Source organism: Mycobacterium sp. 852002-51961_SCH5331710 (assembly GCF_001665535.1).
Lineage (GTDB): Bacteria > Actinomycetota > Actinomycetes > Mycobacteriales > Mycobacteriaceae > Mycobacterium.
Window position 1 is genome coordinate 1 of the sequence record NZ_LZSQ01000025.1, and the last position, 26,528, is coordinate 26,528.

At 66.7% G+C, this 26,528-nt stretch carries 27 protein-coding genes and 1 pseudogene; 14 read left to right on the plus strand and 14 right to left on the minus strand.

Annotated features, from left to right (window positions below):
• The 7 genes and pseudogenes from A5752_RS27390 to A5752_RS04465 all read left to right on the plus strand — a co-directional run.
• Window positions 1-153, plus strand: a pseudogene (locus tag A5752_RS27390) (amidohydrolase family protein); the annotation flags it as partial.
• A gap of 140 nt (window positions 154-293) precedes the next feature.
• Window positions 294-1,460 carry an acyl-CoA dehydrogenase family protein gene (locus tag A5752_RS04440; RefSeq protein WP_067082631.1) on the plus strand — a complete coding sequence of 389 codons (1,167 nt, stop codon included), beginning with the start codon at window positions 294-296 and terminating at the stop codon, window positions 1,458-1,460.
• 19 nt (window positions 1,461-1,479) lie between these two features.
• Complete coding sequence (locus A5752_RS04445) at window positions 1,480-2,238, plus strand: SDR family NAD(P)-dependent oxidoreductase (protein ID WP_067082635.1); 759 nt, start codon at window positions 1,480-1,482, stop codon at window positions 2,236-2,238.
• Window positions 2,235-3,455: a CaiB/BaiF CoA transferase family protein gene (locus A5752_RS04450; RefSeq protein ID WP_082963747.1), complete on the plus strand. Its 1,221-nt coding sequence runs from the start codon at window positions 2,235-2,237 to the stop codon at window positions 3,453-3,455. The genes A5752_RS04445 and A5752_RS04450 overlap by 4 nt, the downstream gene beginning before the upstream one ends.
• An 8-nt stretch (window positions 3,456-3,463) precedes the next feature.
• On the plus strand, window positions 3,464-4,258 hold the full coding sequence (locus A5752_RS04455; protein WP_082963748.1) for an enoyl-CoA hydratase/isomerase family protein: 795 nt from the start codon (window positions 3,464-3,466) through the stop codon (window positions 4,256-4,258).
• On the plus strand, window positions 4,251-5,396 hold the full coding sequence (locus A5752_RS04460) for a thiolase family protein (protein ID WP_067082641.1): 1,146 nt from the start codon (window positions 4,251-4,253) through the stop codon (window positions 5,394-5,396). The genes A5752_RS04455 and A5752_RS04460 overlap by 8 nt, the downstream gene beginning before the upstream one ends.
• A gap of 80 nt (window positions 5,397-5,476) precedes the next feature.
• Window positions 5,477-6,625, plus strand: coding sequence for an acyl-CoA dehydrogenase family protein (locus A5752_RS04465; RefSeq protein ID WP_067082644.1), 1,149 nt, complete (start codon window positions 5,477-5,479; stop codon window positions 6,623-6,625).
• A gap of 15 nt (window positions 6,626-6,640) precedes the next feature.
• Here the strand turns inward: A5752_RS04465 and A5752_RS04470 are convergent, their stop codons facing one another.
• The 3 genes from A5752_RS04470 to A5752_RS04480 all read right to left on the minus strand — a co-directional run bounded on the left by A5752_RS04470 (window position 6,641) and on the right by A5752_RS04480 (window position 9,149).
• Window positions 6,641-7,561, minus strand: coding sequence for a TIGR03619 family F420-dependent LLM class oxidoreductase (locus tag A5752_RS04470; RefSeq protein ID WP_067082647.1), 921 nt, complete (start codon window positions 7,559-7,561; stop codon window positions 6,641-6,643).
• A gap of 5 nt (window positions 7,562-7,566) precedes the next feature.
• Window positions 7,567-8,406: a mycofactocin-coupled SDR family oxidoreductase gene (locus A5752_RS04475; RefSeq protein ID WP_067082649.1), complete on the minus strand. Its 840-nt coding sequence runs from the start codon at window positions 8,404-8,406 to the stop codon at window positions 7,567-7,569.
• Window positions 8,407-8,558: 152 nt separating this feature from the next.
• Window positions 8,559-9,149: a TetR/AcrR family transcriptional regulator gene (locus A5752_RS04480; RefSeq protein WP_067082737.1), complete on the minus strand. Its 591-nt coding sequence runs from the start codon at window positions 9,147-9,149 to the stop codon at window positions 8,559-8,561.
• Between the two features lie 124 nt (window positions 9,150-9,273).
• Between A5752_RS04480 and A5752_RS04485 the strand changes: the two genes are divergently transcribed.
• From A5752_RS04485 to A5752_RS04495, 3 genes are all read left to right on the plus strand, one after another.
• Window positions 9,274-10,554 carry a cytochrome P450 gene (locus A5752_RS04485; RefSeq protein ID WP_067082651.1) on the plus strand — a complete coding sequence of 427 codons (1,281 nt, stop codon included), beginning with the start codon at window positions 9,274-9,276 and terminating at the stop codon, window positions 10,552-10,554.
• Window positions 10,555-10,704: 150 nt separating this feature from the next.
• On the plus strand, window positions 10,705-11,322 hold the full coding sequence (locus tag A5752_RS04490; RefSeq protein ID WP_067082654.1) for a TetR/AcrR family transcriptional regulator: 618 nt from the start codon (window positions 10,705-10,707) through the stop codon (window positions 11,320-11,322).
• Entirely contained in the window at window positions 11,319-11,822 is a 504-nt protein-coding gene (locus A5752_RS04495) for a hypothetical protein (protein ID WP_067082657.1), read from the plus strand. Before A5752_RS04490 ends, A5752_RS04495 begins: the two co-directional genes overlap by 4 nt.
• Before the next feature lie 7 nt (window positions 11,823-11,829).
• Here the strand turns inward: A5752_RS04495 and A5752_RS04500 are convergent, their stop codons facing one another.
• From A5752_RS04500 to A5752_RS04510, 3 genes are read right to left on the minus strand one after another with little or no spacing between them, the layout of a single operon-like run.
• Complete coding sequence (locus tag A5752_RS04500; protein WP_502686665.1) at window positions 11,830-12,822, minus strand: phosphotransferase family protein; 993 nt, start codon at window positions 12,820-12,822, stop codon at window positions 11,830-11,832.
• A gap of 38 nt (window positions 12,823-12,860) precedes the next feature.
• On the minus strand, window positions 12,861-14,162 hold the full coding sequence (locus tag A5752_RS04505) for an acyl-CoA dehydrogenase family protein (protein ID WP_067082663.1): 1,302 nt from the start codon (window positions 14,160-14,162) through the stop codon (window positions 12,861-12,863).
• 30 nt (window positions 14,163-14,192) lie between these two features.
• On the minus strand, window positions 14,193-14,840 hold the full coding sequence (locus A5752_RS04510; RefSeq protein WP_197500540.1) for a TetR/AcrR family transcriptional regulator: 648 nt from the start codon (window positions 14,838-14,840) through the stop codon (window positions 14,193-14,195).
• Between the two features lie 87 nt (window positions 14,841-14,927).
• Here A5752_RS04510 and A5752_RS04515 point away from each other — a divergent pair, with 87 nt between their 5' ends.
• Window positions 14,928-15,680, plus strand: coding sequence for an SDR family NAD(P)-dependent oxidoreductase (locus tag A5752_RS04515; protein WP_067082666.1), 753 nt, complete (start codon window positions 14,928-14,930; stop codon window positions 15,678-15,680).
• A 19-nt stretch (window positions 15,681-15,699) separates the two neighbouring features.
• Window positions 15,700-15,885: a hypothetical protein gene (locus tag A5752_RS04520; protein WP_067082669.1), complete on the plus strand. Its 186-nt coding sequence runs from the start codon at window positions 15,700-15,702 to the stop codon at window positions 15,883-15,885.
• On the opposite strand, the gene A5752_RS04525 is transcribed toward A5752_RS04520, so the two are convergent.
• Genes A5752_RS04525 through A5752_RS04535 form a run of 3 tightly spaced genes read right to left on the minus strand, consistent with a single transcriptional unit; the run spans window position 15,837 to window position 18,485 of the window.
• Window positions 15,837-16,805, minus strand: coding sequence for an LLM class F420-dependent oxidoreductase (locus A5752_RS04525; RefSeq protein WP_067082672.1), 969 nt, complete (start codon window positions 16,803-16,805; stop codon window positions 15,837-15,839). The two genes, A5752_RS04520 and A5752_RS04525, sit on opposite strands and share 49 nt — an antisense overlap.
• A gap of 13 nt (window positions 16,806-16,818) precedes the next feature.
• Window positions 16,819-17,559 carry a hypothetical protein gene (locus tag A5752_RS04530; protein WP_067082742.1) on the minus strand — a complete coding sequence of 247 codons (741 nt, stop codon included), beginning with the start codon at window positions 17,557-17,559 and terminating at the stop codon, window positions 16,819-16,821.
• Between the two features lie 11 nt (window positions 17,560-17,570).
• Window positions 17,571-18,485, minus strand: coding sequence for an NAD-dependent epimerase/dehydratase family protein (locus A5752_RS04535; RefSeq protein WP_067082673.1), 915 nt, complete (start codon window positions 18,483-18,485; stop codon window positions 17,571-17,573).
• 56 nt (window positions 18,486-18,541) lie between these two features.
• Between A5752_RS04535 and A5752_RS04540 the strand changes: the two genes are divergently transcribed.
• The gene (locus A5752_RS04540; RefSeq protein WP_067082676.1) at window positions 18,542-19,720 is read left to right on the plus strand and encodes an acyl-CoA dehydrogenase family protein; all 1,179 of its coding nucleotides are present in this window, start codon (window positions 18,542-18,544) and stop codon (window positions 19,718-19,720) included.
• An 88-nt stretch (window positions 19,721-19,808) separates the two neighbouring features.
• On the opposite strand, the gene A5752_RS04545 is transcribed toward A5752_RS04540, so the two are convergent.
• The 3 genes from A5752_RS04545 to A5752_RS04555 are packed head-to-tail and all read right to left on the minus strand — an operon-like array spanning window position 19,809 to window position 23,465.
• Entirely contained in the window at window positions 19,809-21,479 is a 1,671-nt protein-coding gene (locus A5752_RS04545) for a nitric oxide reductase activation protein NorD (protein WP_067082679.1), read from the minus strand.
• Window positions 21,476-22,297, minus strand: coding sequence for a CbbQ/NirQ/NorQ/GpvN family protein (locus A5752_RS04550; protein ID WP_067082682.1), 822 nt, complete (start codon window positions 22,295-22,297; stop codon window positions 21,476-21,478). The genes A5752_RS04545 and A5752_RS04550 overlap by 4 nt, the downstream gene beginning before the upstream one ends.
• Window positions 22,284-23,465 carry a spirocyclase AveC family protein gene (locus A5752_RS04555; protein ID WP_067082685.1) on the minus strand — a complete coding sequence of 394 codons (1,182 nt, stop codon included), beginning with the start codon at window positions 23,463-23,465 and terminating at the stop codon, window positions 22,284-22,286. The genes A5752_RS04550 and A5752_RS04555 overlap by 14 nt, the downstream gene beginning before the upstream one ends.
• A gap of 105 nt (window positions 23,466-23,570) precedes the next feature.
• Between A5752_RS04555 and A5752_RS04560 the strand changes: the two genes are divergently transcribed.
• Complete coding sequence (locus tag A5752_RS04560) at window positions 23,571-24,173, plus strand: TetR/AcrR family transcriptional regulator (RefSeq protein ID WP_067082688.1); 603 nt, start codon at window positions 23,571-23,573, stop codon at window positions 24,171-24,173.
• Here the strand turns inward: A5752_RS04560 and A5752_RS04565 are convergent.
• Both A5752_RS04565 and A5752_RS04570 read right to left on the minus strand, forming a co-directional pair.
• Window positions 24,160-24,936, minus strand: a complete 777-nt coding sequence (locus A5752_RS04565; protein WP_067082690.1) for an emopamil-binding protein — start codon at window positions 24,934-24,936, stop codon at window positions 24,160-24,162. The two genes, A5752_RS04560 and A5752_RS04565, sit on opposite strands and share 14 nt — an antisense overlap.
• 4 nt (window positions 24,937-24,940) lie before the next feature.
• Window positions 24,941-26,395 carry an aldehyde dehydrogenase gene (locus tag A5752_RS04570; RefSeq protein WP_067082693.1) on the minus strand — a complete coding sequence of 485 codons (1,455 nt, stop codon included), beginning with the start codon at window positions 26,393-26,395 and terminating at the stop codon, window positions 24,941-24,943.
• Window positions 26,396-26,528 lie beyond the last annotated feature (133 nt).

Consider the following 26,528-nt stretch of genomic DNA (forward strand, 5'->3'; position numbering starts at 1 on the left):
ATCACCCGCGAACAAGCCACCGTCGGCGCACTCCGCAAAGCCGCCGAAGGCCACGACGTCTCCATCCAAGCCCTGTCAAAGAAAGAGAAAACCGGCGCGTCGTTCGCCGACTTCGCGGCCAGTGCCAAGCAGGTGAGCGGCAACAAGGACTGAGGAGTCTGCAAGTATCGGAAGTTCCGGCCGCAGGGCCGCGAGCAACGTCTTTTCAGTGCGCCGGTGCGGAAGTCGCGTTCACGCGCCGGCGCACTTCGCTGCGAGACGACGACAAGAGGAGAACCACCGTGCCCGGCGGGATGAGTTTCGAACTGACCGAGGACCAGGAGCTGATCCGCAAGTCCGTTCGTGAGTTGGCGAGCAAGTTCGACGACCACTACTGGATGGAGAAGGATCTCGCGCACGAGTTCCCGCGGGAGTTCTACGACGCGATCGCCAAGGGCGGTTGGCTCGGCATGACCATCCCCGAGGAGTACGGCGGGCACGGTCTCGGCATCACCGAGGCCACCCTGCTGCTCGAGGAGGTGTCGCGTTCCGGGGCCGCGATGAACGGCGCGAGCGCCATCCACCTGTCGATCTTCGGCATGCAACCCGTTGTCAAGCACGGCTCCGATGAGCTCAAGGCCGAGACGCTCCCGCGGATCGTCAACGGCGATCTGCATGTCTGCTTCGGCGTCACCGAACCCGGTGCGGGGCTGGACACTTCGCGCATCACCACCTTCGCCAAACGCGAGGGCGACAAGTACCGCGTCAACGGTCGCAAGGTGTGGATCTCCAAGGCGTTGGAGTCGGAGAAGATCCTGCTGCTGACCAGGACCACACCGTTCGACGAGGTCACCAAGAAGACCGACGGCATGACGCTGTTCCTCACCGACCTCGATCCCGACCACGTCGACATCCGGCCCATCAAGAAGATGGGGCGCAACGCGGTCAGCTCCAACGAGGTGTTCATCGACGACCTGATGGTGCCCGTCGAGCACCGGGTGGGCGAGGAGGGCAAAGGCTTCAAGTACATCCTCGACGGGCTCAACCCCGAGCGGATGCTGATCGCGGCCGAGGCGCTGGGCATCGGGAGGGTGGCGCTGGAAAAGGCCGTCAAGTACGGCAACGAGCGCCACGTGTTCAACCGCCCCATCGGGATGAACCAGGGCCTGCAGTTCCCGCTCGCCGATTCCCTGGCCCGGCTCGACGCGGCCGAGTTGGTGTTGCGCAAGGCCACCTGGCTCTATGACAACGGCAAACCCTGTGGGCGAGAGGCCAATACGGCGAAGTATCTGTGCGCCGACGCCGGCTTCGGCGCCGCCGACCGGGCCCTGCAATTGCACGGCGGCATGGGTTACTCGGAGGAGTACCACGTCTCCCGCTACTTCCGCGAGTCGCGGCTGATGAAGATCGCGCCGGTGAGCCAGGAGATGATCCTCAACTTCCTCGGCGAGCACGTCCTCGGACTGCCGCGCAGCTACTGACGGAGGAGCGCTACCACTGATGGTCAACTATTTCGATCTGTCCGGCCGTTCGGCGTTGGTGACCGGTGCCGCGGGCGGCATCGGCTCCGCAGTCGCGCAGGCTCTCGCCGACGCGGGTGCCGCGGTGCTCGTCACCGACTTGGACAAGGACGGCGCCGCCGCTGTCGCGGAACGCATTTCGGCCAGTGGGGGTCGAGCGGAGGCCGCCGCGTTGGACGTCTCCGATCGCGCCTCGGCCGACGCCGCCGCCGCGCAGGCGGCCGCGCTCGCCGACGGCGCACTGCACATCGTCATCAACAACGCGGGCGTGACCAAACCCGCGATGTTCGAGAAGACCACGCAGGAGGCGTTCCGACTGCTCTTCGACATCCATGTGATGGGCGCCTTCAACGTCACCCAGGCCGCGCTCCCGCACATCCCCACCGACGGGACGGGCCGCATCGTCAACGTCACTTCGGCGGCGGGCCTGACGGGCACACTGGGCCAGGTCAATTACTCGGCGGCCAAGGCGGGCATCATCGGGTTCACCAAATCCCTTGCCCGCGAACTGGCGACGAAGAAGATCATGGTGAACGCGCTGGCGCCGCTGGCCGCCACGCCGATGACGGAGACCATCCGCACCAACGAGAAGTTCGCGGCCAATATGATGAACCGCATCCCGATGAAGCGGTGGGCCGACCCCGAGGAGATCGCCGGGGCGTTCGTGTTCATGGCATCCGACGCCGCGTCCTACATCACCGGACAGGTGCTGCCGGTCGACGGCGGAATGGTGATGTGAGCGGCGCAGCACCGCTGAGCGGCGTCACGGTCGTCGCGATGGAACAGGCCGTGGCCGCACCGATGTGCACCCGGGTCCTCGCCGACTTCGGCGCCCGGGTGATCAAGGTGGAGAACCCCAATGGTGGTGACTTCGCCCGCGACTACGACGACGTCGTCAACGGTCCCGGTGGTTTGGCCGCGCACTTCGTCTGGTGTAACCGCGGCAAGGAGTCGGTGACGCTGAACACCAAGGCGCCCGAGGGCATCGAACTGCTGCACCGCCTCCTCGACCGGGCGGACGCGTTCGTGTCCAACCTCGCACCGGGTGCGACCGCGAGGATGGGCTTGGGTCCCGCTGACCTCGCCAAGCGGCATCCCAACGTGATCCCGGTCGAGATCGACGGCTACGGCCCCGGCGGGCCGATCTCTCACAAACGCGCGTACGACCTCCTCGTTCAGGCCGAGGCGGGTTCGTGCGCGGTCACCGGCTACCCGGGCATGCCGGCCAAGCCCGGACCCGCGATGGCCGACTTCTCCACCGGCCTCTACGCCGCGATCTCGATCCTGGCGCTGCTGGTCGGGCGCGGCAGGGACAACACCGCTGCCGCCGGCCCGTCCGTCGCGCTGAGCCTGTTCGACGTGATGACCGATGTCATGGGATACCAGCTGACGTACACGCAACATTCGGGTATCGACCAGGAGCCGCTCGGTGTCGGCTCACCCGCCGTCGCGCCCTACGGGGCGTTTCCGACGCGCGACGGCCAGACGGTGGTGCTCGGTACGACCAACGACCGGGAATGGCAGCGGGTGGCCCGCGAGATCATCAACCGTCCCGACCTCGCCGACGATCCGCGCTTCGCCACCAACCCCGACCGTTGCACCCACCGCGAGGTCCTCGAGGAAGCGATCGGATCCTGGTGTGCCCAGCACGATCTCGCCGAGATACAGAAGATCGCCGACGACGCCGGGATCGGTAACTCCCGCTACAACGTCCCCAGCGAGGTCGTCGTGCACCCTCATCTCACCGCCCGTGACCGCTGGCGCACCGTCGCCACGCCCAAAGGCGATATCCGCGCGCTGCGTCCGCCGCCGGTGATCAGCGGCTTCGAGCAGCCGATGGGCGCGGTGCCCGGATTGGGTCAGCACACCGACGCCGTCCTCGGCGAATTGGGGCTCAGCGCTGAGGATCTCGCGCGACTGCGCGCCGAAAAAGTGATCGGACCCGCGTACTCGTGAGCGAGGACGTGCTGCTGACCTCTGAGTGCGACGGGGTGCGGACCCTGACGCTGAACCGGCCCGACCGCAAGAACGCGATCAACGCGCAGCTGTGGGAGGAGCTCGCCGATTCCCTGCGGGCCGCTGCCCGCGACACCGATCTGCGCGCGTTGGTGATCACCGGGGCGGGTGGGGCGTTCTGCTCGGGCGCCGACATCGGCACACCCGAGGACATTCATCCGCGGCACAAGCTGCGTCGGCTCACCGACGTCGCTCTCGCTCTGCACGAGTTGTCCGTACCCACCATCGCCAGGGTGACCGGTGTCGCTGTGGGGGCTGGCTGGAACCTCGCGCTCGGTTGCGATTTCGTGGTGGCGACGCCGGAAGCCCGGTTCTGTCAGATCTTCTCGAAGCGCGGTCTGTCGGTCGACCTCGGCGGCTCGTGGCTGCTGCCCAAACTGGTCGGCCTGCAACAAGCGAAACGACTGGTGCTGCTGGCCGACACGATCGACGCCGAGGAAGCGCGCTCGCTCGGGCTGGTCACGTGGGTGAGGCCCGCCGACGAGATCGACGGCTTCGTCACCGACCTCGCCGCCCGGCTCGCGGCGGGACCGCCGGTGGCGCTCGCGCAGAGCAAGGCGCTGCTCAACGACGGGGCCAACGCAACGCTGCGCGAGGCGCTGGCCAACGAGGCACGTGCGCAACCCGGCAACTTCGCCACCGCGGACTCGACGGAGGCATATGCGGCGTTCGCGGCGAAGCGCGAAGCCGTATTTACTGGTCGATGGGCGGTACGGCCCGGATCGGAGAAGGACAATGCGTGAAACGGTGATCGTCGAGGCGGTACGCACGCCGGTCGGCAAGCGCAACGGTGGGCTGTCGGACATGCACGCCGCCGATCTCTCGGCGATCGTGCTCAACGCGCTCGTGGAGCGGGCGGGCATCGACCCCGAGATCGTCGACGACGTGGTGTGGGGCTGCGTCTCGCAGGTCGGCGACCAGTCGAGCAACATCGGTCGGTATGCGGCGCTCGCGGCGGGCTGGCCCGAAACCATCCCCGGCACGACGGTCAACCGCGCCTGCGGGTCGAGCCAACAGGCGCTCGATTTCGCTGTCCACGCGGTGATGTCGGGTCAGCAGGACGTCGTCGTCGCCGGCGGCGTGGAGGTGATGAGCCGGGTACCGCTCGGCTCGGCGCGGTCCACCGGTATGCCGTACGGCCCCAAAGTGCTGGAGCGCTACGGGGATTTCTCCTTCAACCAGGGCATCTCGGCGGAGTTGATCGCCCAGAAGTGGGGCCTCTCGCGCACCCGCCTCGACGAGTATTCGGTGCGTTCACACGAGCTGGCCGCGGCCGCACAGGACAAGGGTGCCTTCGAATCTCAGATCATGCCGGTGTTCACCGACGGTGAGCCCGTCGTCGCCGACGAGGGCGTGCGACGGGGAAGCACGGTCGAGAAACTCGCGGGGCTCAAGCCGGCATTCAAGGACGACGGTGTGATTCACGCGGGGAACTCGTCGCAGATCTCCGACGGGGCCGCCGCGCTGCTGGTGATGGCTGCCGACAACGCCGTGGCGCTGGGCCTGACCCCGATCGCCCGCTACCGCGCCGGCGCGGTCACCGGCGCCGATCCGGTGCTGATGCTGACGGGACCGATCCCGGCGACCGAGAAGGTCTTGCACAAGGCCGGAGTTAGCCTCGACGAGGTCGGCGTGTTCGAGGTCAACGAGGCGTTCGCGCCGGTTCCGCTGGCCTGGCTCGCCGAGACCGGCGCCGACGAAAGCAAGCTCAACCCGCTGGGCGGGGCGATTGCGCTGGGACACCCGCTCGGCGCCTCGGGTGCGGTCCTGATGACCCGGATGCTCAACCACATGCGCGACAACGGGATTCGATTCGGTCTGCAGACCATGTGTGAGGGTGGCGGAACCGCGAACGCCACCCTGGTAGAACTCATCGCCTAGCGATGGCGGTAGAACTCATCGCCTAGCGATGGCGGCAGAACCCGTCGCCAATGCTCTTGCCCTGATCACGGAGGACCCGCGTGCAACGAGACCTGTTCACCGAAGACCACGAGGCGTTTCGCGAACTCGCCCGTGACTTCGTCGAAAAGGAAGTGGTCCCGCACTATCCCGAGTGGGAGAAGGCCGGCCGCATGCCTCGGCAGGTGTTCAAACAGATGGGATCGCTGGGCATGCTGGGCATGGCGATCCCCGAAGAGTACGGCGGAGGCGGCATCCCGGACTACCGCTACAACGTCGTACTTCAGGAGGAGGCCGCGCGCGCACTGGTCACCCTGTCGACCGTGCGTACCCAGCTCGAGGTGATCCTGCCGTACTTTCTGCACTACGCGAACGCAGAGCAACGTAAGCGTTGGTTCCCGGGGCTCGCGGCCGGTGAGCTGCTGACCGCCGTCGCGATGACGGAACCAGGCACCGGATCCGACCTCGCCGGTGTACGCACCACCGCGGTCCGTGACGGCGACGACTGGATACTCAACGGCGCCAAGACCTTCATCACCGGCGGCATGCAGGCCGACCTGGTGATCGCCGTGGCACGGACCTCGACCGATCCCGACAACCGTCGTAAGGGGCTGTCCCTGTTCGTCGTCGAGGACGGCATGCCCGGCTTCACCCGCGGTCGCGAGCTGGAGAAGATGGGCTGCAAGGTCCAGGACACCGCCGAACTGTCGTTCGTTGACGTGCGCGTGCCCGCGACCAACATGCTGGGGGAGGAGGGCGAAGCCTTCAGCTACCTCGGTCACAACCTGCCCCAGGAGCGGCTGACCGTCGCGGTCGGATCGGTGGCCCAAGCGCGCTCGGCGATCGCAGCCGCGATCGACTACACCAAGAGCCGCAAGGCATTCGGCACGCCGGTGGCGTCGTTCCAGAACACCAAGTTCGAATTGGCGGCCTGTTCGACGGAGGTGGAGGCCGCGCAGGCGATGCTCGACCGCGCCGTGGCCCTACACGTCGAGGGTCAGTTGTCGGGTGCGGACGCGGCCCGCGTCAAACTGTTCTGCACCGAGATGCAGCAGCGGGTGGTGGACCGTTGCCTGCAACTGTTCGGCGGCTACGGCTACATGATGGAGTATCCGATCGCGCGGTTGTACACCGACGCCCGGGTGGCCCGCATCTACGCCGGCACCAGCGAGGTGATGAAGGTGATCATCGCCAAATCGCTCGGGCTGTAGGCGCACCGAAACCGGCTAGGGGAGTTGCGGTTTGATCTCCTCGACGACCCACTGGGCATAGTCGAGGTACTCGTCGACACCGCTGACGGGTGGCAGAGGCACCGCGCTCACGGTGACGCCCTGCTGCGCGAGCCATCCCAAGCGATCGACGATTTCGCCGGCGCTCATACCCGGCCGGCCGTCTGGATCGTCCTGCGCCACATGCCCCTCGCCGACCCGATTTGTGCCCAGTCCGTGCACCACCTCAAAAGGGCGTCCGTCGTAACCCGGCTGGGACTTGATGAAGTCGAGGCGGTCGGCGATCCGCTCGGGCGCAGTGAGAAACGACCACCACCCGGATGCGTACTTCGCCGCCCTGCGAAGCGCGGCGTCGGCATCGCCGCCGATCCAGATCGGTAGATGCGGCTTCTGGATGGGCTTGGGTTCGAACGCGATGTCCTCGAAGGACACGTACTTGCCGTCGAACCGGGGCGAGTCGCTGGTCCACAGCTCGACGATCGCAGCCAGGTATTCGTCGGCGATGCGGCCACGTTCACCGAAAGGTACGCCGAGGAGGTCGAATTCGCGTTCCAGCCATCCCACCCCGAACGTGACCATCATGCGGCCGCTGCTCATCCAGTCGGCGGTGGCCAGCGACTTCGCCAACACGATCGGATGCTGCAACGGCAGCACTGTGATGCACGAATTGAGCATGATGCGCTGCGTGGCGCCCGCAAGATACGCCTGCGCGACCGTGGACTGCAAATAGTGCGGACCGAATAGTTCGACGTGGTCGTTCGGGATCGCGAAATGCTCGGGCACCGCGATCATGTCGTAACCCCAGTCGTCGGCACACTTGGCCATCCGCGTCTGGTCGGCGCCGGTGACCGACACCTCCCACGGCTGCATCATCGCCTTGACCCGCAGCATGTGCGGCAGATTGAAGACAAGCTTCACGAGGACTACTTCAGCATGCTGCCCGCGTCGACGGTGACGGGAAGACCGGTGATGTAGCGGGATTCGTCGGAAGCGAGGAACAGCACCGCGTTGCTCACATCCTCGGGCTCGACCCAGCCGACCGGCAGCACGTGCATGAACTGCGCGGCGACGGCGAGGTCATCGGGTCCGGGGTTCTCGAGGTCGGGGCGGAACAACTTCATCGTCCCCTCGTTCATGAACAGCGGTGTGTTCACGTTCGTGGGACAGACGGCGTTGACTCGGATCGAGTGCTGACCCAATTCGACGGCGAACGTGCGCATCAAGCCGATCACGCCGTGTTTGGCGGCGATGTAGTGGCCGGTGTGCGGGTACGGCTTGAGGCCGCCGACCGAGCTGGTGAGGATGATGGAGCCACCTCTGCCTCCGGAGAGCAGGTGGGGGACAGCAGCTTTGACGGACTTCCAGACGCCGGAGAGGTTGACGTCGATCATGTCGCGCCAATCATCTTCGCTCGTCTTGTCCAGCGTCGCCCCACCGTTGCCGATGCCGGCGTTGGCCACGACGACGTCGAGGCGGCCCAATTGCTCGACGCCGCCGTCCACGACCGCCTTGAGCGCGTCGTAGTCGCGCACGTCGACCTCGGCGGTGACGATGCGCCGGTTCAGGTTCTTGACGAGGTCCGCCGTTTCGGCCAGGTCATCGGGTGTCGCCCACGGGATGTCGTCGTTGCTGGAAATCTGCTTGCAGACGTCCACGGCGATGATGTCGGCGCCCTCCTGGGCGAGGCGCACCGCGTGGCTGCGGCCTTGACCTCGTGCCGCACCGGTCACGAACGCGACTTTGCCCTCGACTCGTCCACCCATGTGTCCACCTTCTGGCCGCTCGAATTGTTTGGTCGATCGATCAGGAGCGTGGCATCGATCGAGCCGGGTGTCAACAGTCCAGCGCCGCTGCGTCGGCGGAAAGCGTCGCCCACGGGCGTTGCGTTGCGTTGGGTTCCCTCGACCTGGGCCGCTCAGGACTTTCGCGAGCCGTTCAGCGACCGCATCCAGCGCTGCATGAAGGCGCGCATCTCGTCATGTCCGAGCGTGACGCCGACGGCGTCCTCGTTGCACAGGCTGCGCGCGATCTGCGCGATCAACATCGAGACGGCCACCGGCGGATAATCGTCGAGATCGATGCCGTTTGCGCGTAGCGCGACGGTCACCGCGGCCGTCTCGATGTCGCGGACGCGCTCGGCATACGCCTTCAGTTCGGCGCGAATGACCTTGCGGTGATTGGCCAGAGCCATGAATTCGGTGTTGAGGCCCGTCATACGCAGATCGCTGTTGATCAGCCAGAGCGTGTGCAACGGGTCGTCGTCGGTGAGCGCGGCGCGCATGTTCTCCAGGGACACCTCCGCGCCGGCCCGCAGCACTTCGACGAACAAGTCGTCCATCGTCGGGAAGTAGTAGTAGACCAGCGCCTGTTTGACCCCAGCCTCGGCGGCCACGCGTCGCGACGTCGCGGCGGCGTAACCCTCGTCGCGCATGATCTTGGCGGTGGCCTCGATGAGTCGTTGCCGTGCCCCGGCTTCGGCCGGTTTGGCGTTCGCGGCGCGCGGCATCAGCGACCCTCCGCTCGAACGCTTGCCCCTCTGTCGCGCCTTGTGATAGGCATGGCGCATCCTAACAGTTTGATCGATCGATCAGATTGGGTTGCGGACGCCAGGACCGAAAGGACGACCGTTCATGACCGATCTCGCCTCGGTGGATTACTTCTCCGACCATGCGATCAGCCAGGACCCCTACGCCTATTGGGACCACCTACGTGAACAGGGACCCGTCTTCCGTGAACCGAACTACGGCGTCGTCGCCGTCACCGGTTACCAGGAAGCGTTGGCGGCGTTCAAGGATCACGACTCCTTCTCGGCGGTCAACGCGATCGGCGGACCGTTCCCGCCGCTGCCGTTCGTCCCCGAGGGCGACGACATCACCGAACAGATTGAGGCACACCGCCATCTGTTCCCGATCCACGAGCACCTGGTGGTGATGGACCCACCGGCGCACGAGCGGGCCCGCTCCCTGCTGACCAAACTCCTCACGCCGCGTCGGCTCAAGGAGAACGAGGATTACATGTGGCAGCTGGTCGACAACCAGATCGACCAGATCATCGGGAACGGGCGCTGTGAGTTCTTGTCCGAGTACGCCAAACCCTTCGCCACGTCGGCGATCATCGACCTGCTCGGGGTTCCCGAGGAGGACCGGCCGGAGTTCCTGGCGGCGCTGGGCGCCGAGCGTCCCGACGGTAGCCGGGTGGGCGCACTCGACGGCGAGCCGGTGGGTTTGGATCCGCTGCAGTACCTCGACGACAAGTTCGCCGGATACCTTGCCGAGCGTCGTCGGGAACCGCGCGGCGACGTGCTGTCGGGAATGGCGACCGCCCTGTACCCCGACGGCTCGACGCCGGAGCTGATCGAGGTCGTCAAGCCGGCGACCTTCCTGTTCGCCGCGGGCCAGGAGACCGTCACCAAGCTGCTCAGCGCGGCGGTCCAGACCCTCGGGGACCGGCCGGACTTCCAGCAGCTGCTGCGCGAGCATCCGGAGCGAATCGGAGCCTTCATCGAGGAGTCGCTGCGCATGCAGTCGCCGACGAAGGTCGATTTCCGGTTGGTCCGCAAGAGCACCACGCTCGGCGGGGTGCCGTTGAAGGCGGGCACGGTCGTGATGCTGTGCCTCGGCGCGGCCAACCGGGACCCCCGCAAGTTCGAGGATCCGCACGAGTTCCGTCCGGACCGCAAGAACGTGCGCGAGCACATCGCGTTCGGCCGCGGAATCCACTCCTGCGCGGGTGCGCCGCTCGCGCGGGTGGAGGGCAGGATCACCGTGCAGCGGTTGCTGGAACGCATGCGCGACATCCGGATCAGCGAGTCAGCACACGGTCCGGCCGGTGAGCGCCACTACGCATACGACCCGACCTTTTTGCTGCGTGGTCTCACCGAGCTCCATATCGAGTTCACTCCGGCGGGGTGATGACCGGCGGGCGCGGCGGGTGGCGAGCCTGAAATGCGCCGCTGACCTGCGGTGTGACGGGCGCCTAAACGCAATTTGGCTGAGACGCTTGTCACAGGGCTCAAACCTACCTACTGTGTGTTCACTAGGTTGGTTGAACGAAGGGGTTCGGTGTCTGCCACAGAGTCCGCGCGGCCGTATGCCACGCTCCTCGCCAAGGGCGAGGATCGCAGGCAGCGCATCCTTGCGGTGGCCGAACGCCTGCTCGCGCGCAACGGGTGGCGCAACACCTCGCTGGCCCAGATCGCGAAGGACGCCGGCGTCACCCCTGCGGGTCTGCTGCACCACTTCGAGTCCAAAGAACAACTGCTCAACGCGGTGCTCGACGCCCGCGATGCCGACGATGCGATCCACGCCGACTATCGCTCCGGTGACCTCGTCACCGAGCTCGGCCGGGTGCCCGAACGCTTCGACCGCGCGCCCGAACTCGTCGGGACCTTCACCGTGCTGCTGGTCGAGAACATCGCGCCCGAGGCGCCCCTGCACGACCGTCTGGTCAAGCGCTACCGCGACGCGGTCGACATCATCACCGCGATCATCGAGCGCGGTCAGGAAAGCGGCAAGTACCGCTCGGATCTCGACGCGGCCACCAAGGCCGTGGAAATCCTCGCCTTCACCTATGGAATGGAGACCCTATGGTTACTCGACCCATCGATCCAATTGGCCGAGGTGTTCAAGGGGTACGCCGAGTCGCTGGGACGCGAGCTGGCGCCGCGGAGCTCGACATGAGGTACCGGCTGGACGTGGTCGCCCCGTCGGTGACGGACGCGGTGAAGTTTGCCGGTGGCTGGATCTACGACCGGGTGATGGCGGGGTGGGACGTCACCGTGCTCGTCGGCGGTGACGAGGACGTCCGTCCGCTGACGATCCTGGGTGCCGAGACGCTCGACCTCGAGTCGGTCCTGGCGGACTGGGAGGAACGCCCCCACCCGCAGACGGTAGCCGTCGCGGCGAACATGATCGACCGGGATGCGCGCGTCCTGCAGCACGTGCGCAACGCGCTCGAGCAAGGCGCGACCGAGGTGACGCTCTGGGGTGAGCGGGTACCCGCCGAACTCGACAGCAGTGTCGACTCCGTCGAGCACCGCCTCAGCGCCGCCGCCCGGGCGTTCAAGGTCAAGGCCCTGACCGCGGCCGGCGAACCCGCTGCCGTCGACGTCGGTGGCTGCGAGACGTTCCGCTGCGGCATGATGGCCTCGGTCGCCGCGGATCTGGTGCCCGCCAGCTGAATTCGCGTCAGCGGTAGTCGCTGGACTCAGCCAGCTCGGCCGCGGAGCGCATCAGCTCGACGATGACCGGGCCGTAGGCGAGCAGCTTCTCGTTGTCGCCGGCGCGCTGGAAACCCTGCTCGAGCACGATCGCGAGTTTCCACTTCGCCAGCACCAGGTAATAGTCGAGGTCGTCGACCTGGCGCCCGGAGACCTTCGCGTAATGATCGACAACCTCTGCGCGCGAGGGCATCCCGCGCATGTCGACGTACCCCATCTCCGACTCCGTCGGCGCCGACGTGTCCTCGGGCCAGCTCTGCACCATCCAGCCGAGGTCCAGCTTCGGGTCCCCGACGGTGCCCATCTCCCAGTCCACGATCGCGGCCAGCCGCGCGGGCGCCCCGTGCCGGTACATCACATTGGCGAATTGGTAGTCGCCGTGCATCAACCCGGGGATGTAGTCCAGCGGCCGATGCGTGCGCAGCCAATCGGTGGCAACGTCGAGGCCGTCGATCTCGCGGCCCTTGATCCGGTCGAAGAACGCGATCCACCGGTCGACCTGACGTTCGTGGAAACCGTCGGGCCGACCAAGGTCCTGCAGCCCCTTGGCTTTCCAGTCGACCTTGGACAACAGCGCGATACCCTCCGCGAGCTCATAAGCCAGCTCGCCGCGCGCGGAGAGATCGGAGTCGAACGGCTCCGGCCACTTTCGGTCCTGAAGGTCCATCGGCGACCATCCGTCGACGAAGCCCATGAGGTAGAACGGGCGGCCCAACACCGCGGCGTCCTCACAGACGGCGACGGCCTCGGTGTGTGGAACTTCGGTGCCGTCGAGCGCCTCGATGATGCGCCACTCGCGCAGGATTCCCTTGTCGCGGTCCGGGGGAGCGCTCGGCGGCGGCATTCGCAGCACGCAACTGTGTTCTCCGCGGCGCAGTTCGTAGATGACGTTCTGGGTGCCGCCGGACAGGAACCGGGTCTGCAGCGGCTCGCCCTTGCCGGGCAACTCGGCCGCATCCATCCAATCGGTCAGGCGTGCAACGTCGATCGCGTCCTCGCTCACAGGTTCCCCACCTCGTTCTCGAGGTACTCGGCGAACTTCGCCCGCGCCTTCTCCCGTTTGGCGGGGATCCACTCGGTCGGCCAGGTGTCGGTGCTGGGTGCGTAGTCACGCAGCACCTGTTTGGCCACCGTCGCCTTGTGTACCTCGGTCGGACCGTCGGCCAGCCCCATCACCGCGGCGCCGGTGACCATGCCGAGGAAGGGCATCTCATTGGTGACCCCGAGTGCGCCATGGACCTGCATTGCGCGCCAGGCGATGTCGTGCAGCACTGTCGGCATCACGACCTTGACGGCGGCGATGTCCTTGCGCACCTTCTTGTAGTCGTTGTACTTGTCGATCTCCCACGCGGTGTAGAGGACCATCAGCCGGAACTGCAGCAGCTGCGCGTACGAGTCGGCGATGTAGCCCTGGATGAACTGTTTCTCGGACAGCCTGCTGCCCTGGGTCTCGCGGCTGAGGGCGCGTTCGCACATCATGTCCAACGCCTTGCGGCTGAGTCCGATCGTGCGCATCGCGTGATGGATGCGGCCGCCGCCCAGGCGGGTCTGGGCGATGACGAACGCCTGGCCTTCGCCGCCGAGCAGCGCGTCGGCAGGCACCCGCACATTGTCGTAGTGGATCAGCGCGTGCGAACCCTCGTCGTCACGTTCACCGTGCAGACCGACGTTGCGCACGATGTTGACGCCCGGGGTGTCGGTCGGCACCAAGAACATCGACATGCCCTGGTACGCGCTGACGTCGGGGTTCGTGACCACCATCACGATCAGGAACGACGCCGTTCTGGCGTTGGAGGAGAAGAACTTCCAGCCGTTGATCACCCAGTCGTCACCGTCGCGCACCGCGGTGGTCTTGAACAGCGTGGGATCGGCGCCGGCATGCGGTTCGGTCATCGAGTAACAGGAGAAGATCTCGCCGTCGAGCAACGGGCGCAGATAGCGCTCTTTCTGCGCGTCGGTGCCGTAGTGGGCGATGATCTCGGCGTTTCCGGTGTCGGGTGCCTGACAACCGAACACGATCGGCGCCCACTGGGAGCGGCCGAGGATCTCGTTGAGCAGCGCGAGTTTCAGCTGGCCGTAACCCTGGCCGCCGAGTTCGGGGCCCAGGTGGGTGGCCCACAGCCCCCGCCGGCGCACCTCGTCCTTGAGCGGATCGATCGCCCTGCGGCGGTTGGCATCCAGTGGCACGAACTGCTGGTCGGGGAACGCCAGGTCGAGCGGTTCGACCTCCTCCCTGACGAATTCGTCGGCCCAGTCGAGGACCTTCTGGTACTCGGGGTCGGTTTCGAAATCCAACGCCATCGTGGTCTCCTTCCTCTCAGGTCTGCGCCGTCAGGCTCGTCGCGCCTCTGGCTGCCTCGTGTTGAACCCGACGACCAGTGCGGCGATATCGTCGGTGACGACTTCGGAGAACGACCGGTCGCCGAAACTTCCACTGGCCCAGTGCCGCACGCCCTCGCTGACATGCATGCCCGCCAACCGGGAGAGATGATCGACATCGACGTGGGCGGCGATCTTCCCGTCCTGTTGCGCACGGGCGAACAGTTCGCCGAACATGTCGGCGTCGGCGGTGTCGTCGACCGACTCGCCCGCGAGGATCCGGTGTTCGTGCCGGTAGCCCTCGAGAATCGTCTGGATGATCAGCTCGCGCGGATTGCGCGCCATCGACCGTTCCAGGCTGCGCAACGCCTCGCCGATGGCGGCCTCGACGTCGTAATCAGCGCGCAGGAGCGCCCGAACCTTTTTCTGCGCAGCCCGCGTCGAGAGCAGGCCGACCTCGAAGAGGATGTCCTCCTTGGCGGGGAAGTAGAAGTAGAACAGGCCTCGGGACACGCCGGCGGCCCGGCAGATGTCCGCGACCGTCGTCTTGGAGTATCCGTTCGTGCGCCACAGCGCCATCGCGGCCTGCACCAGGGCCCGCTTGGTCTCATGCGAACGGGCGCGCTGGAAAGACGCGCGCCGTTGACCACCGTCAGCCATCACATCGCCGCTGACCCTGGACACATCGGCACTGTAACAGCGCATTCGGTGCTTGCAAATAGTTGACGTTTGTCCAACTATCTAAGGATGGTCGCGGCACTCGACGGTAGACGCATCTTGGTGACCGGCGGGGCGAGCGGTATCGGCGCGGCGGCGGTGCAGGTGCTCACGGAGGTGGGCGCGCGTGTCGTCGCCACCCGCCACACGACGGAACCACCCGACGTGGCGGGGGTGTCGTGGATGCCGTGCGACGTTCGAGACGCCGACGCCGTCGAGCGGACCGTGCGGGCCGCGGCCGAGGAGATGGGCGGCCTCGACGTGCTGCTCAATGCCGCGGGGTTGTGGCAGGCGGGGATACCGGGTCAGATCACCGCGGACGACATCGATTCCCTGTTCGACACCAACGTCAAAGCCACGATCCTCACGAACCAGTCGGCGTACGCCGTGATGCGCGAGGACGGCGGCGGCCGCATCATCAACTTCGGCTCGGCCGAGGCCGTGATGGGTAGCCCGCTCTCGGCGGTCTATGCGGCCACCAAGGGGGCGGTGGCGGCGTGGACCCGATCGGCCGCCAGGACGTGGGCGGCCGAGAAGGTGTCGGTGATCGCGCTGGCGCCCGCGGTGCAGACGCCGGGCGCCGAGCGGCTGCGCGAATTCCTCGGATCCGCCGCCGAATTCATGGACGAGCAGCTGAAGACATCGATCCCGCTCGGTGGGGCGCTCGGCGATCCCGTTCGAGATCTCGGGCCCGCGTTGGTGTTCTTCTGCAGCGAGGGTTCGCACTTCATGACGGGACAACTCGTCGCCGTGGACGGCGGCCTGGTGATGCTCGGATCGTAGGCACATCGGAAGGCGGAACATGCCCGACCTGCACGACGTCGTCATGCGCAGCCATTCGGCGCACACCTTCACCGCGTTCTTGGCCGAGGTGATGGGGATGGAGGTGCAGTTCCGGATGCACGTCGCCGGCGAGGTGCCCATCGAGTTCATGGGAGCTTATGCGCCCGAAGCGAACTCCGATACCAGCGACGCGACGAATTCCTGAGTGCGCTGACGTGAGGCCTGTCGTTGGGCGGCGTCCTGCCCGAGCGGAACCACCCGCAATGCCAGGTCGGTGACGCCGGCGTCGCGGTAGCCGCGCAGCCGCGCCTCGACGGTCGCCTCGTCGCCGGCGGCCATGGTGTCGCCGACGTCTTCGGCGTCGCCGTGTTCGAGCAGGCGGACGTAGTTGGGGGAGAAGTCGGCGTGACCGAGGACCTCGCTGGCGTAGGCTCGGGCCGTATCGACTTCGCTGTCCGCGCAGAGCGCGACGGGAACACCGGCGACGATCCGGACACCCTCGCGGCCCGCGTCTTTCGCCGCTGCCGTGATGCGGGGCACCACGTAGTCACCGATCGCGCGTTCGTCAGCCATCCACAGGATGGTTCCGCCGGTGCGCTCTCCGGCGATCCGCAGCATGGTCGGACCGAGCGCGGCCACCAATACCGGGACGGTGAAGGCGTCGGTGACGTCGATCGGACTGTGCACGCGATAGGCGCCGTTGTCGACGGCGACGGCGCCCGGTCCGCCGAACGCCGCGTCGAGCACCTCGAGGTAGTCACGAATCAACCGCGCGGGCTTGTCGTAGGACAGGCCGAGCTGGTCGGAGACGATCCAGTGGTGTGACGGGCCGATTCCCAGGGTGAACCTGCCGCCACAGGCGATCTGAGTGGTGAGTGCCTGCTGGGCCATGATGAGCGGATGGCGGGTCTGGATCGGAACCACCGCAGTCCCGATCTCGATGCGCTCGGTGGCGTTTCCGAGCAGCGCCACGGCCGTCATCGCATCGAGATAGCCGGGCACCTGCGGCATCCAGAAGGACGCGAAACCCTGTTTCTCCGCGGCCTTTCCATCGTCGATCAGACCGTTCAACCGTTCGGCGCGGGGCCGCTCCTTGTCGGAGCCGACCATCAAACCGACGCGCATTCACACCTCCGTCTCATGGCACGTAGCGGTCCCACTCGTAGGGCACGACGGCGTGGAACGGTGCCGCGAGGAGCGGTTTGATGCCGCCCTCCCAGCGACTCTGCAAGACCGGTCGTAGCCTCTCGGCGACGGCTACCGGCTCGTCGTCGAGGAAACAGTAGGTAAGTGTCTGTCCGGCAGGGGCGCTCGCGAGCCGGGCTTCGACCGGCAGCGACGTCGCGGCCCACGCGCCGGCCACCCCGTCGACACCCACCAGGTCGTCCAGCGCACCGGTCCCTCGTTCCAGCAGCAGGTAGACCCCGCGGTTCGGCCACCACGGCAGCACGTCGGCGCCGGCCTTGATCCGCGCGGCGGCAATCCGCTGCCCAACGTCGTATACACCGCGTTCGACAGGTGGCAGCAGAGGCAGTTTGCGGCCCGCGTCGCCGAGCGCCTTGGACAGTGCGAGGAACGGTTCCATGCCCTCGACCCCGGTGAAGAAGTACGTCATCACGTGATCGATGGCGTCGTAGGGACTTTCGTTCGCTGCGCGCGCGGCACGACACTCGGGGGTGGACACCAGGCGCAGCGATGCGCGCACCGCGGACATCCGGTGCTGTTCGGGTCGATGGTCGAGGCTGTGCCAGCGCAGGTAATCCGCATCGGCCCCGCCGGGGTGGCGGCGCGCCATCGAAACGAACATGGTGGTGACGTCCCCGTCGCCGTTCGCCAAGACCTCGGGGACCTCGTCGGACGGTGTGCCCGGCAGGTGCATCGCCATCTCCTCTACACCGAATCCGGCTGGGACAGCTTGATTTCGGGGTGGCGCGCCTCGACCATGCGGCGGAAGCCGTCCCGCCAGCCGATCGTCGTGCGACCCAGTACCTCGTGCATGCGGGTGACGTCGGGCCACAGCGGTGTGTGGGCATCGGGGGTGTACTCGAAAATCGGCTCAACGCCGACCAGTTCACCCATGTAGGTGCAGTACTCCTCGACGCTGACCGTTTCGCTGCCCGCCCAGTTCACCACGACCGGCGGTGTATCCGCCGCCTCCATGGCCCTGATCCCGAGCATGACGTAGTCGTCCTCGTAGATGGGGTTGTAGTTGTTGGGACGGTCCGGATGCAGCCGAATCGGCCTGCGGTTCAGGATGGCCTCGAGCCGGTCTGCGGGGGTGCCTCCCTCCGGCCCGTAGGTGGAGCAGATCCGGATGATCGTCAATGGAATCTCGTACTGTCGGGCGACCCAGGTGCAGACGGCCTCGGCGGCGACCTTGGAAAAGCTGTAGTTCGCCCGCAGCGGCACCCCTGGCGGATCGGATTCGGTCAGGGGACGCCGGCCCTGGTATCCGTAGATCGAACCGGTCGAGCAGAAGACGAAACCCTTGGCGCCGCGGTAGCGGTGTAACAGGTCGCCCGAACGCTGCGCATTGGTCTGAAGGCAGTCTGTCCAGTCCCCGGCGCCGGGATCGACCGCGGCGTGGAACACGTAGGTGAAATCGTCGGGCAGCGCCGAGAAGTCGCCCTCGCTGACGTCCAGCGCGACGGGGACGACACCGGCGTCGGTCAACCGGTCGCGGTCCGCGGGATCGCGCATGCGAGCGGCGCCCCACACCTCGTTGTTTCGGGCCAACTCCCGCGCGATGGGGAACGCGATCTTGCCTGTCGCGCCGGTGATGAGGATCTTCTCGCCGTCGAGCATTCATTAAGTCTTAGCGCACCGCGCCGCAAATGTTAAGTACTTGATATGTTGGCGGGGTGCAGCTCACCTTCGATGCCGAGGTGGAGGCGTTCCGCGCGGAGTTCGTCGCCTTCCTCGACGAGCACCTGCCTGCTGAGGCCGAGGCGGCCGCGGAGCGTTCGCGGTCGACGGCCCACGTGCCGCAGTGGGCACGTCGCTGGCAGCGGTTGCTGTTCGACCACGGCTGGCTGCTGCCCGGGAACCCGCCGGAGTTCGGCGGCCGCAACGCCGGAGTCCTCGAACAGTTCGTGCACCGCCAGGAGTTGGCGCGCCGCCGCATCTACCACGCCTTCAACCCGCAGGGTGTGGGCATCATCGCCGCGTCGCTGCTGTCATTCGGCACCGATGAGCAGAAGCAACGGTGGGCGGTGCCGATCCTGCGTGCCGAGATGACCGCCTCGCTGGGTATGAGCGAACCGGGTGCGGGCTCGGATCTGGCGGGGCTGGCCACGCGCGCGGTACGCGACGGGGAGGAGTTCGTCGTCGACGGACAGAAGGTGTGGACGTCGGGCGCACATGACGCCGACGTCATCCTCGCGTTCGTACGTACCGACCCGGATGCGCCCAAGCACAAGGGAATCAGCGCTCTGCTGATACCCACCGACACCCCGGGCGTCGAGCGCCGGCCGTTCGCCTCGGTCTACAGCCGAGACGACCTCGATTTCAACGAGGTGTTCTTCACCGGTGTGCGGGTGCCCGCGGAAAACCTCGTCGGTCCACTGCACGAGGGTTGGCGAGTGGCCAACGGATCGTTGGGCCACGAGCGGACGATGATGTGGATGGCGTTCGCCAACCGACTCGATCAGCTTCTGCAGGACTTCGACCCGGTGGGCGCGGTGAACCGGGACCGCTACGCGACGGTCGCGATGGACTACGAAGCGCTGCGCCTGCTGGGTTCCGTCGCCCTGGGGCAGGCGGCGCGGGGTGAACGCGACATCCCCAGCATCTCGGTGTTGAAATTGTTCGGATCGGAGGCCGAGCAGAAGGCGTTGGGGTATGCGCTCGATGCCGCCGGCGCGGACGGCTTGCGCAGTCCCGGGCTCACGGCGCAGTACAACCCCTACAGCCCGGACCTTTTCACCGCCGACTGGTTCACCCGCTACATCAGTTCCTACGCCGGAACCATCTCGGGCGGGGCGTCGGAGATCCAGCGCAACATTATCGCGCAGCGGGTGCTAGGCCTGCCCGCGCGCTGATTTCATTCGGCGAGCAGACGCAAACCTGCCGCTTTTTCGCCAATTTTGGGCAGTTATGCGTCTGCTCGCCGAAGAAAAAGGGGGGTGCTTACCGCGGGGCGGGCGCGGCGAACTCGCGCAGCGACGCCAGGAACAGCTCGTCCATCCGCGGGCTCAACTCGGCCAACGTGGCAGCGCTGGCAGGACCGGCCGAGCCGAAGACACGGCCGAGCGTGTCGGCGGTCGTGCTGGAAGCGATCGAAAGGCACAGGCACGCAACGCCGTCGACGCGCATCTCCTCGAGGGCTTTGTGCACGTCGGCTTCCGCGTAGCGCCCTTCGTAGCCGTCGTCATAGGGGTGGCCGTCGGACAGTACGAGCAGCAGCTTGTTGGGGGTGCCGGCCTCCGCCTCGAGGATCCGCCCGGCGCCGCGGATCGCCGCGCCGAGACGGGTGAAGCCCGACGGCTGCAGTTGATTCAAACGTGCCCGGCTGAGTGCCCCGAAGCGTTGTTCGAACGTCTTGATCGCCGGTAGGTGGACGGCGTGCCGTCCCTGCGACCGGAAGGCATACACGGCAACCCGATCCCCGAGCTCCTCGAGCGTGGCCGCGAGGGTGGCCGCTGCGCGCCGCTGGTGATCGTGAACCGCAAGTCCCTCCGCGTCGGTGTCGGTGGCCGATCCGGAGGCGTCGACCAGGATGAGCACGCCGAGATTGCGGGCGAGCATGCGACGTTCGGTGTACACGTGCTCCGGCGGCGAGAAGCCCGAGCGCAGATCGACGAAAAGGTCGATGAGGGCCTCGATGTCGAGTTCTTCACCGTCCGGCCGTCCGCGCAGCACTTTAGGCCCGAGCCCCACACGGGATAGTCGGCGCCGAAGCATCTCATCGTGCGCGACACCCGAGGCCGAGACGTCGGCCTCGACGGCCAACGGAAAGTCGAGCACCCGACAGTGGTCGGGGCGATACCTGTCGCTGTACACGTCCCATTCCGGGTGAAGCGCCCCGCCGATGCCCAGCGCCGCTGCCGGCCTACCGGCATCGGTGAACTCGATCCGCGTCGGGAGCGGTCGAGCGTGCACCCCGACGGCACGCGCTCGCACGGTGGAGCCGACCTTCAATTCACCGCCGACGTCGTCAGCGGACGAGCGTGACGTGCCGAGCATGTTTCGCAGGAAGTTCGAGAACGCCTGCGTCAGAACGACTGGCGCCTCGAACAACTTCAGGATCTTGCTGCGTTCGGAAGGTCCGTCGTCGTCATCGGAATCCTCCGCGACATCGGCGGCATCGACCTGCATCTGTAGGTCCTGCGCGGTGGGCCTGCCGCCGGCGGTGTGAGGGGAATTCACCCGGGACGGCTTGATGACACCGAACCAATCCGGTGGATCCGCGACTTGGCCACGTCCCCTGGCGATCTCGAGCGACTCCTCGGGACTCGCGGTAATCTTCTCACCGTCGACGGGTAACGCCGCCGCCGCGGGTAGCCGCGAGGCGAGTTCGGCCAGCGCCCGGCGTCCCTCCAGCGATAGATACCGGCGTGCCGTCGACGGCCGTGCTCGTAACGAGTTCAGGAGATGCTGCTCGAGGCTGCCGGCGGCCAGCAGGGCACTTTGCACCAGCACTTCACGGCGCTGCTCGTCGGTCGAGCGTCCTGCCGAGACGAAGACCACGGCGCCATCGGTGTGCGCTGGAACCCCCGCCGGGGCGTGGGCGACATCGACGGGCCGACCCGCGGCGAACGTCGCGAGGAATCGGAACCGCTCGGGACCGCCGGTGTTCACGCGCCGGGCAGCACCGCGTCGACGAGTTCGCCGAGGGCGCGAACGACATCGGCGTCATCGGAGAGCACCTGAACGACCGCCGACCGGACGGCGGTGCGCAGGTTCAGCCCCTCGGCAACGAGACCGCCGGCGAGGATCAACATTCGGGTCGAGGCCACCTCGCGCAAAGATGAACTGTCGAGGCCGCGGATGGCGTGGCCGACCCGAACGAGGGACCGCGCCGTCGCGGTATCGACACCCGCCTCGTGCGCCACGATCTCCGCTTCGATCTCGGTTGGGGGGAAACCGAGCTCGAGGGCGATAAAGCGTTGCCGCGTCGACTCTTTGAGGTTCTTCAGGACGCTCTGATAACCCGGGTTGTACGAGATGACCAACTGAAACCCCGGGGCCGCCGCCAACGTCGTGCCCAGCCGGTCGACGGGCAGTTCGCGGCGGTGATCGGCGAGCGGATGGATCACCACGGTGGTGTCCTGACGCGCCTCCACCACTTCGTCGAGGTAGAAGATGGCGCCGTTGCGCACGGCCCGGGTCAGTGGCCCATCCACCCACACCGTTTCCCCGCCCTTGAGCAGGAAGCGGCCGACAAGGTCGGCCGACGTCATGTCCTCGTGCCCGGCGACGGTGATCAGCTCACGGCCCAGGTCATGGGCCATGGCCTCGACGAAACGCGTCTTCCCGCAGCCGGTGGGCCCTTTGAGCAGCACGGGCAGGCCCCGCCGGGCCGCAGCCCGAAACACCTCGACCTCCTCGCCGACCGGTCGGTAGAACGGCGGGTTCACACCCGTCTCGACCGATGGCCGAAAGTTATTGACCGTCATCGTTGTTCGGGCGCTGTATGGGCACGACGGGCGGGATCGTAACTCCCTCCGGCAGTACGAGCTGACCGTCGTGGTCGATGAACCCCGAGTGCTTGGTGGGAAGCGGCAGGTCAGGGTTGGGACACGGCCGGTCGGTGCCCTCGCCACAGATCCCGGGGTTGAAGTACGACCGCTTCTGCACATCCTCGGGCCACGGGTCGGCATGCATGCCGAGCCACGTCGCGGGCAGGTTGTAGAAGACGAAGAAGCACGCGCTGACACCGCCGAAGATCGCGAGGAACCGCACGAACTGCTGTTTGACCACACCGCCTCGAATGCCGTCCAGTCCGCGTTCGACCACGGTGCGGCCCCGGTCATCGGTGAAGAAGCGCAGGCAACACAGCGCCGCCTGGACGCCACCCCACATGAAGCCCTCGTAGATCGGATATTGGAAATAGGTACCCGCGTTGATCGACAGCGACTGGATGGCGCCGGGGTAGGAGTAGAAGCCGATCGGCAGCAGGATCAGGCCTTCCATGATGAAGTCGAAGACGATGGCGATCGCATAGGTGACCAGCACGAGTCGCAGATTGCTGATCGACGGCCACCGGTTCTTGATCTTGCGCATGACGGCACATCCGACGATGGTGAGCAGCAGGACTCCGTACGCATAGCCGGGAATGTTCGTCAGCAGCGGTTCGGGCACGGTGTGGCCGGGTTCCTCGTGAGCCACCCAGCCGGGGATGTGCGGCGCCCACGACCCCTGGTTGAACAGCCACGCGTTGTACGTGCACCAGGTGCTGTAGTAGTTGAGCATCGGATCCTGGAACATCATCAAGCCCATCGACACCAGCAGCATGCCGTCGAGCGTGATGCGCTTCTCGCGCACCCAGGGCCGGATGATGAAGAACCACAGGGCGAATGGCAGGCCGACCCAGAGCACCACGGCGTTGGCGATCAGCGGGATCTTCATGTAGAGCGGCGGTTCGGTCGGGCCGCCCGCGACCGGCTCGAAGTAGGGCCCGCTGACCCACCGGATGATGACGTAGAGCGTCAGCGCCAGGAACACCGCACCCACGCCCGCCCAGATCTTGACGGTGTCCGACGACCGCGGTTTGTTCTCGCCGAGACCGATGGCGCCGCTGATCGGTTCGGCGACAACGGACTTCTTGTTCGACAGATCGCTCACAACGCCTCCTGCGCGCCGCATTGGGATCGCGGCCCACGGATCAAGATACCAATGAGTATCTGAATGTCTAGGCGGATTCTGAGATTCTTGTGGCAGACTTCCGACATGGCGGAGCGGTGGACCAGGGAGCGACGACTCGAGCACACCCGGTCGCTGCTGCTCGACGCCGCCGAGGACGTGTTCGCCGAAAAGGGTTTCACCGCAGCGACTCTCGACGACATCGCCTACGCGGCCGGCTACACCAAAGGCGCCATCTACAAACACTTCTCGACCAAAGAGGAGCTCTTTCTGGCCGTCAGCGACCGCTACTGGCGGCGCTACTTCGACAACTTCGCCGAGGTCATGGCGTCGTCGAAGCAAGTGCGGGCCCGGGAGCGCGACGAGATCGCGCAGCGTTGGCGCCAGCTCAGTCGAGACCGAGGCGCGGAGCACGCCGCGCTCGGACACGAGTTCACGCTGTACCTGTTGCGCAACCCGGACGCGCGTGAACGCGTGGTCGGCAAACGGGCAGAGGTGGTCGAGGCGTTGGCGAAGTTCATCGTCGACGGCATCGACCGGCTCGGCGGGACACTACTGGTACCGCCGTTGACGTTGGCCCGGGTGCTGATCGCGACCAGCGACGCCATCGTGCTGGGCAGCGAGCTCGACGATGTCGACCTCTACCGGCCGATCATCGACATGTACCTCTCGGCGATCAAGCTGCCTTAGCGGTCCGCGGCCCGGCCTGGCGGGTCAGGTAGTCGATCTGCAGGTGGATCGCATAGAGGACCAGCGGTGGCAGCACTATGAAGGGGACGTTCTCGGCGATGAACTTGAAGCCGAGGCCGTACCCGTCCTGGCCGATGTTCTCGAACTCCGCACCCACCTCGGCGAGGAAGTACACCGCGGTGCTGCTCATCAGGATCGCGCATCCCGCGAATGCGCCCCACAGACAACGGATCCGGGATTCCATGGACAGGTCCACCTTGATCAGTCGCGTCCACATGACGAACACGACGACGCCGGTGGTCACCCCGACCACCTCCAACGCGAAGATCCACGGGTTACCGCTGACGTAGCGAGTGTCGGCCAGCGCGTACTGCCACCAGAGCCATTTCCAGCCGGGGTCGGTCGTGGGCGTCCACCACCCGAGCGGGTGGCCGATGAGGAACATGAGCTCGTAGCCGATCTGGCTGCACGCGGTGTAAGGCAGGTAGAACAGCGTGAGCTCCGCGGCCTTGTCGAGCCGAGTGCGGTTCTCGCCGGGCGCATCCCAGAGGATGACGATGGGCACCAGGATCACCGGGATGCCGAAGAGCAGGTTGGCGATGACGTCCGCGGTGAAGGTCGGCGCGATCAGCCCGAACTGAACCCCGATCGTCATCGCGAGGAAGACGACCCCGGTGAGCAGGGCGACGCCGAGATATATCCTGCCCCGGTGCGGCGCGACGGGCCGGGCGAAGTTCGGCTCGCGGGTCTGCAGCGTCGTCATGCGGTCACGCTTCCTTTTCTGCGGCCACCGATATCGACTTCGTGTCGGTGTAACCGTCGATTCCCTCGCGGCCGAGTTCGCGTCCGTATCCGCTGGCCTTGACGCCGCCGAACGGTGCGAACGGATCCATCGTGTAACCCTGGTTGACGCCGAAGGTGCCGGTGCGGATGCGTTCGGCGACGGCGAGTCCGCGCTCGGTGTCGCCGGTCCACACCGATCCGGCCAGCCCGTAGTCGGAGTCGTTGGCGACCGCCACCGCCTCGTCTTCGTCGGCGTAGCCGATTACGGTCAGGACGGGTCCGAAGATCTCCTCGCGGGCGATCGTCATGGCGTTGTCGGCGTCGGCGAACAACGTCGGGCGGACATACCAGCCCCGCTCGAGCCCGTCCGGCATGTCGGCGCCGCCGACGACGAGCCGGGCACCCTCGGACTCACCCTTGCGGATGTAGCCCCGTACCCGCTCCTGCTGGCGCTGGGCGACGAGCGGCCCGACCTGGGTGGCGGGATCCGCCGGATCGCCGACGACCAGCTTCGACATCTCCGCGGCCAGGGCGTCGGTGAAGTCGGCGGCGCGTGCGGCGGGCACCAGAATGCGGGTGAGCGCGTTGCAGATCTGCCCGCTGTTGGACAGGCTCGCCGAGCGCACACCGGCCGCGACGGCCGCGGGATCGGCATCCTCGAGCACGATGGCCGCCGACTTGCCGCCGAGTTCGAGGCTGACCCGGCGCAGGTCGACGGCGCATGCGGCGGCCACCGCCTTGCCCGCCGCGGTGGACCCGGTGAACGAGACCTTGTCCACTCCAGGGTGTTTCACGAGGTATTCACCCGTGGACCCGTCGCCGGGGAGCACGCTTACGACGCCGTCGGGTAATCCCGCCTCGGCGATCATCTCAGCCAGCAGCAGCGCGTTCAGCGGCGACTCGGGAGCCGGCTTGAGAACGACCGTGCAGCCGGCGAGCAGCGCGGGGATCAGCTTGGTGACGATCAAGAACTGCGGCATGTTCCACGGGACGATGGCGGCGACGACTCCGACCGGCTCGCGGCGGATCCGGATATCGGTCCCGTACATCCCCGGGCGGGATTCGGTCCACGGATACGTCTCGGCCAGATCGCAGAACGCGGACATCATCATCGCAGGCAACCCGACCTGTGCGCGCTGGGCGAAGCTGATCGGCGCCCCGATCTCGACGGTGATGGTTTCGGCCATCTCGCCGCGACGCTCGCCGTAGCGCTCGGCCAGCTTGCGCACCGCGGCGATCCGCTCGCCCGGGTCCAGGCGCGGCCACGGGCCGCAGTCGAAGGCCGACCGCGCGGCCGCGACGGCGGCGTCGATGTCCGCCGGGGCAGCGGCGGCCACGCGCGCGACGGGTTCCTCGGTGTGCGGGGAGACGACCTCGATGCGGTCTGCGGCGCTCGCCTCGGACCATGTACCACCGATGAACAACTCGTCCGATCGCATTTGTGTGCACACCCTTTCGCGCCGCTTGCGCCGTGGCGAGCGGGGGTGACCGTCGTGCAGAAATTCGGTGACGGCGTTCGCCCGCGTCGACCCTGTATCAACTACTTGCGATTGTGACATGGAGCATATACCG

Coding starts and splice junctions, on each gene's coding strand:
- A5752_RS04475 (WP_067082649.1), bottom strand. CDS start 8,406: ATGGGTGGACGAGTCGAGGGCAAAGTCGCGTTCGTGACCGGTGCGGCA.
- A5752_RS04440 (WP_067082631.1), top strand. CDS start 294: ATGAGTTTCGAACTGACCGAGGACCAGGAGCTGATCCGCAAGTCCGTT.
- A5752_RS04495 (WP_067082657.1), top strand. CDS start 11,319: ATGAGGTACCGGCTGGACGTGGTCGCCCCGTCGGTGACGGACGCGGTG.
- A5752_RS04480 (WP_067082737.1), bottom strand. CDS start 9,149: ATGCCGCGCGCCGCGAACGCCAAACCGGCCGAAGCCGGGGCACGGCAA.
- A5752_RS04505 (WP_067082663.1), bottom strand. CDS start 14,162: ATGGCGTTGGATTTCGAAACCGACCCCGAGTACCAGAAGGTCCTCGAC.
- A5752_RS04550 (WP_067082682.1), bottom strand. CDS start 22,297: ATGACGGTCAATAACTTTCGGCCATCGGTCGAGACGGGTGTGAACCCG.
- A5752_RS04510 (WP_197500540.1), bottom strand. CDS start 14,840: ATGGCTGACGGTGGTCAACGGCGCGCGTCTTTCCAGCGCGCCCGTTCG.
- A5752_RS04535 (WP_067082673.1), bottom strand. CDS start 18,485: ATGCTCGACGGCGAGAAGATCCTCATCACCGGCGCGACAGGCAAGATC.
- A5752_RS04515 (WP_067082666.1), top strand. CDS start 14,928: ATGGTCGCGGCACTCGACGGTAGACGCATCTTGGTGACCGGCGGGGCG.
- A5752_RS04485 (WP_067082651.1), top strand. CDS start 9,274: ATGACCGATCTCGCCTCGGTGGATTACTTCTCCGACCATGCGATCAGC.
- A5752_RS04530 (WP_067082742.1), bottom strand. CDS start 17,559: ATGCACCTGCCGGGCACACCGTCCGACGAGGTCCCCGAGGTCTTGGCG.
- A5752_RS04565 (WP_067082690.1), bottom strand. CDS start 24,936: ATGACGACGCTGCAGACCCGCGAGCCGAACTTCGCCCGGCCCGTCGCG.
- A5752_RS04570 (WP_067082693.1), bottom strand. CDS start 26,395: ATGCGATCGGACGAGTTGTTCATCGGTGGTACATGGTCCGAGGCGAGC.
- A5752_RS04525 (WP_067082672.1), bottom strand. CDS start 16,805: ATGCGCGTCGGTTTGATGGTCGGCTCCGACAAGGAGCGGCCCCGCGCC.
- A5752_RS04500 (WP_502686665.1), bottom strand. CDS start 12,822: ATGGATGCGGCCGAGTTGCCCGGCAAGGGCGAGCCGCTGCAGACCCGG.
- A5752_RS04560 (WP_067082688.1), top strand. CDS start 23,571: ATGGCGGAGCGGTGGACCAGGGAGCGACGACTCGAGCACACCCGGTCG.
- A5752_RS04520 (WP_067082669.1), top strand. CDS start 15,700: ATGCCCGACCTGCACGACGTCGTCATGCGCAGCCATTCGGCGCACACC.
- A5752_RS04460 (WP_067082641.1), top strand. CDS start 4,251: ATGCGTGAAACGGTGATCGTCGAGGCGGTACGCACGCCGGTCGGCAAG.
- A5752_RS04445 (WP_067082635.1), top strand. CDS start 1,480: ATGGTCAACTATTTCGATCTGTCCGGCCGTTCGGCGTTGGTGACCGGT.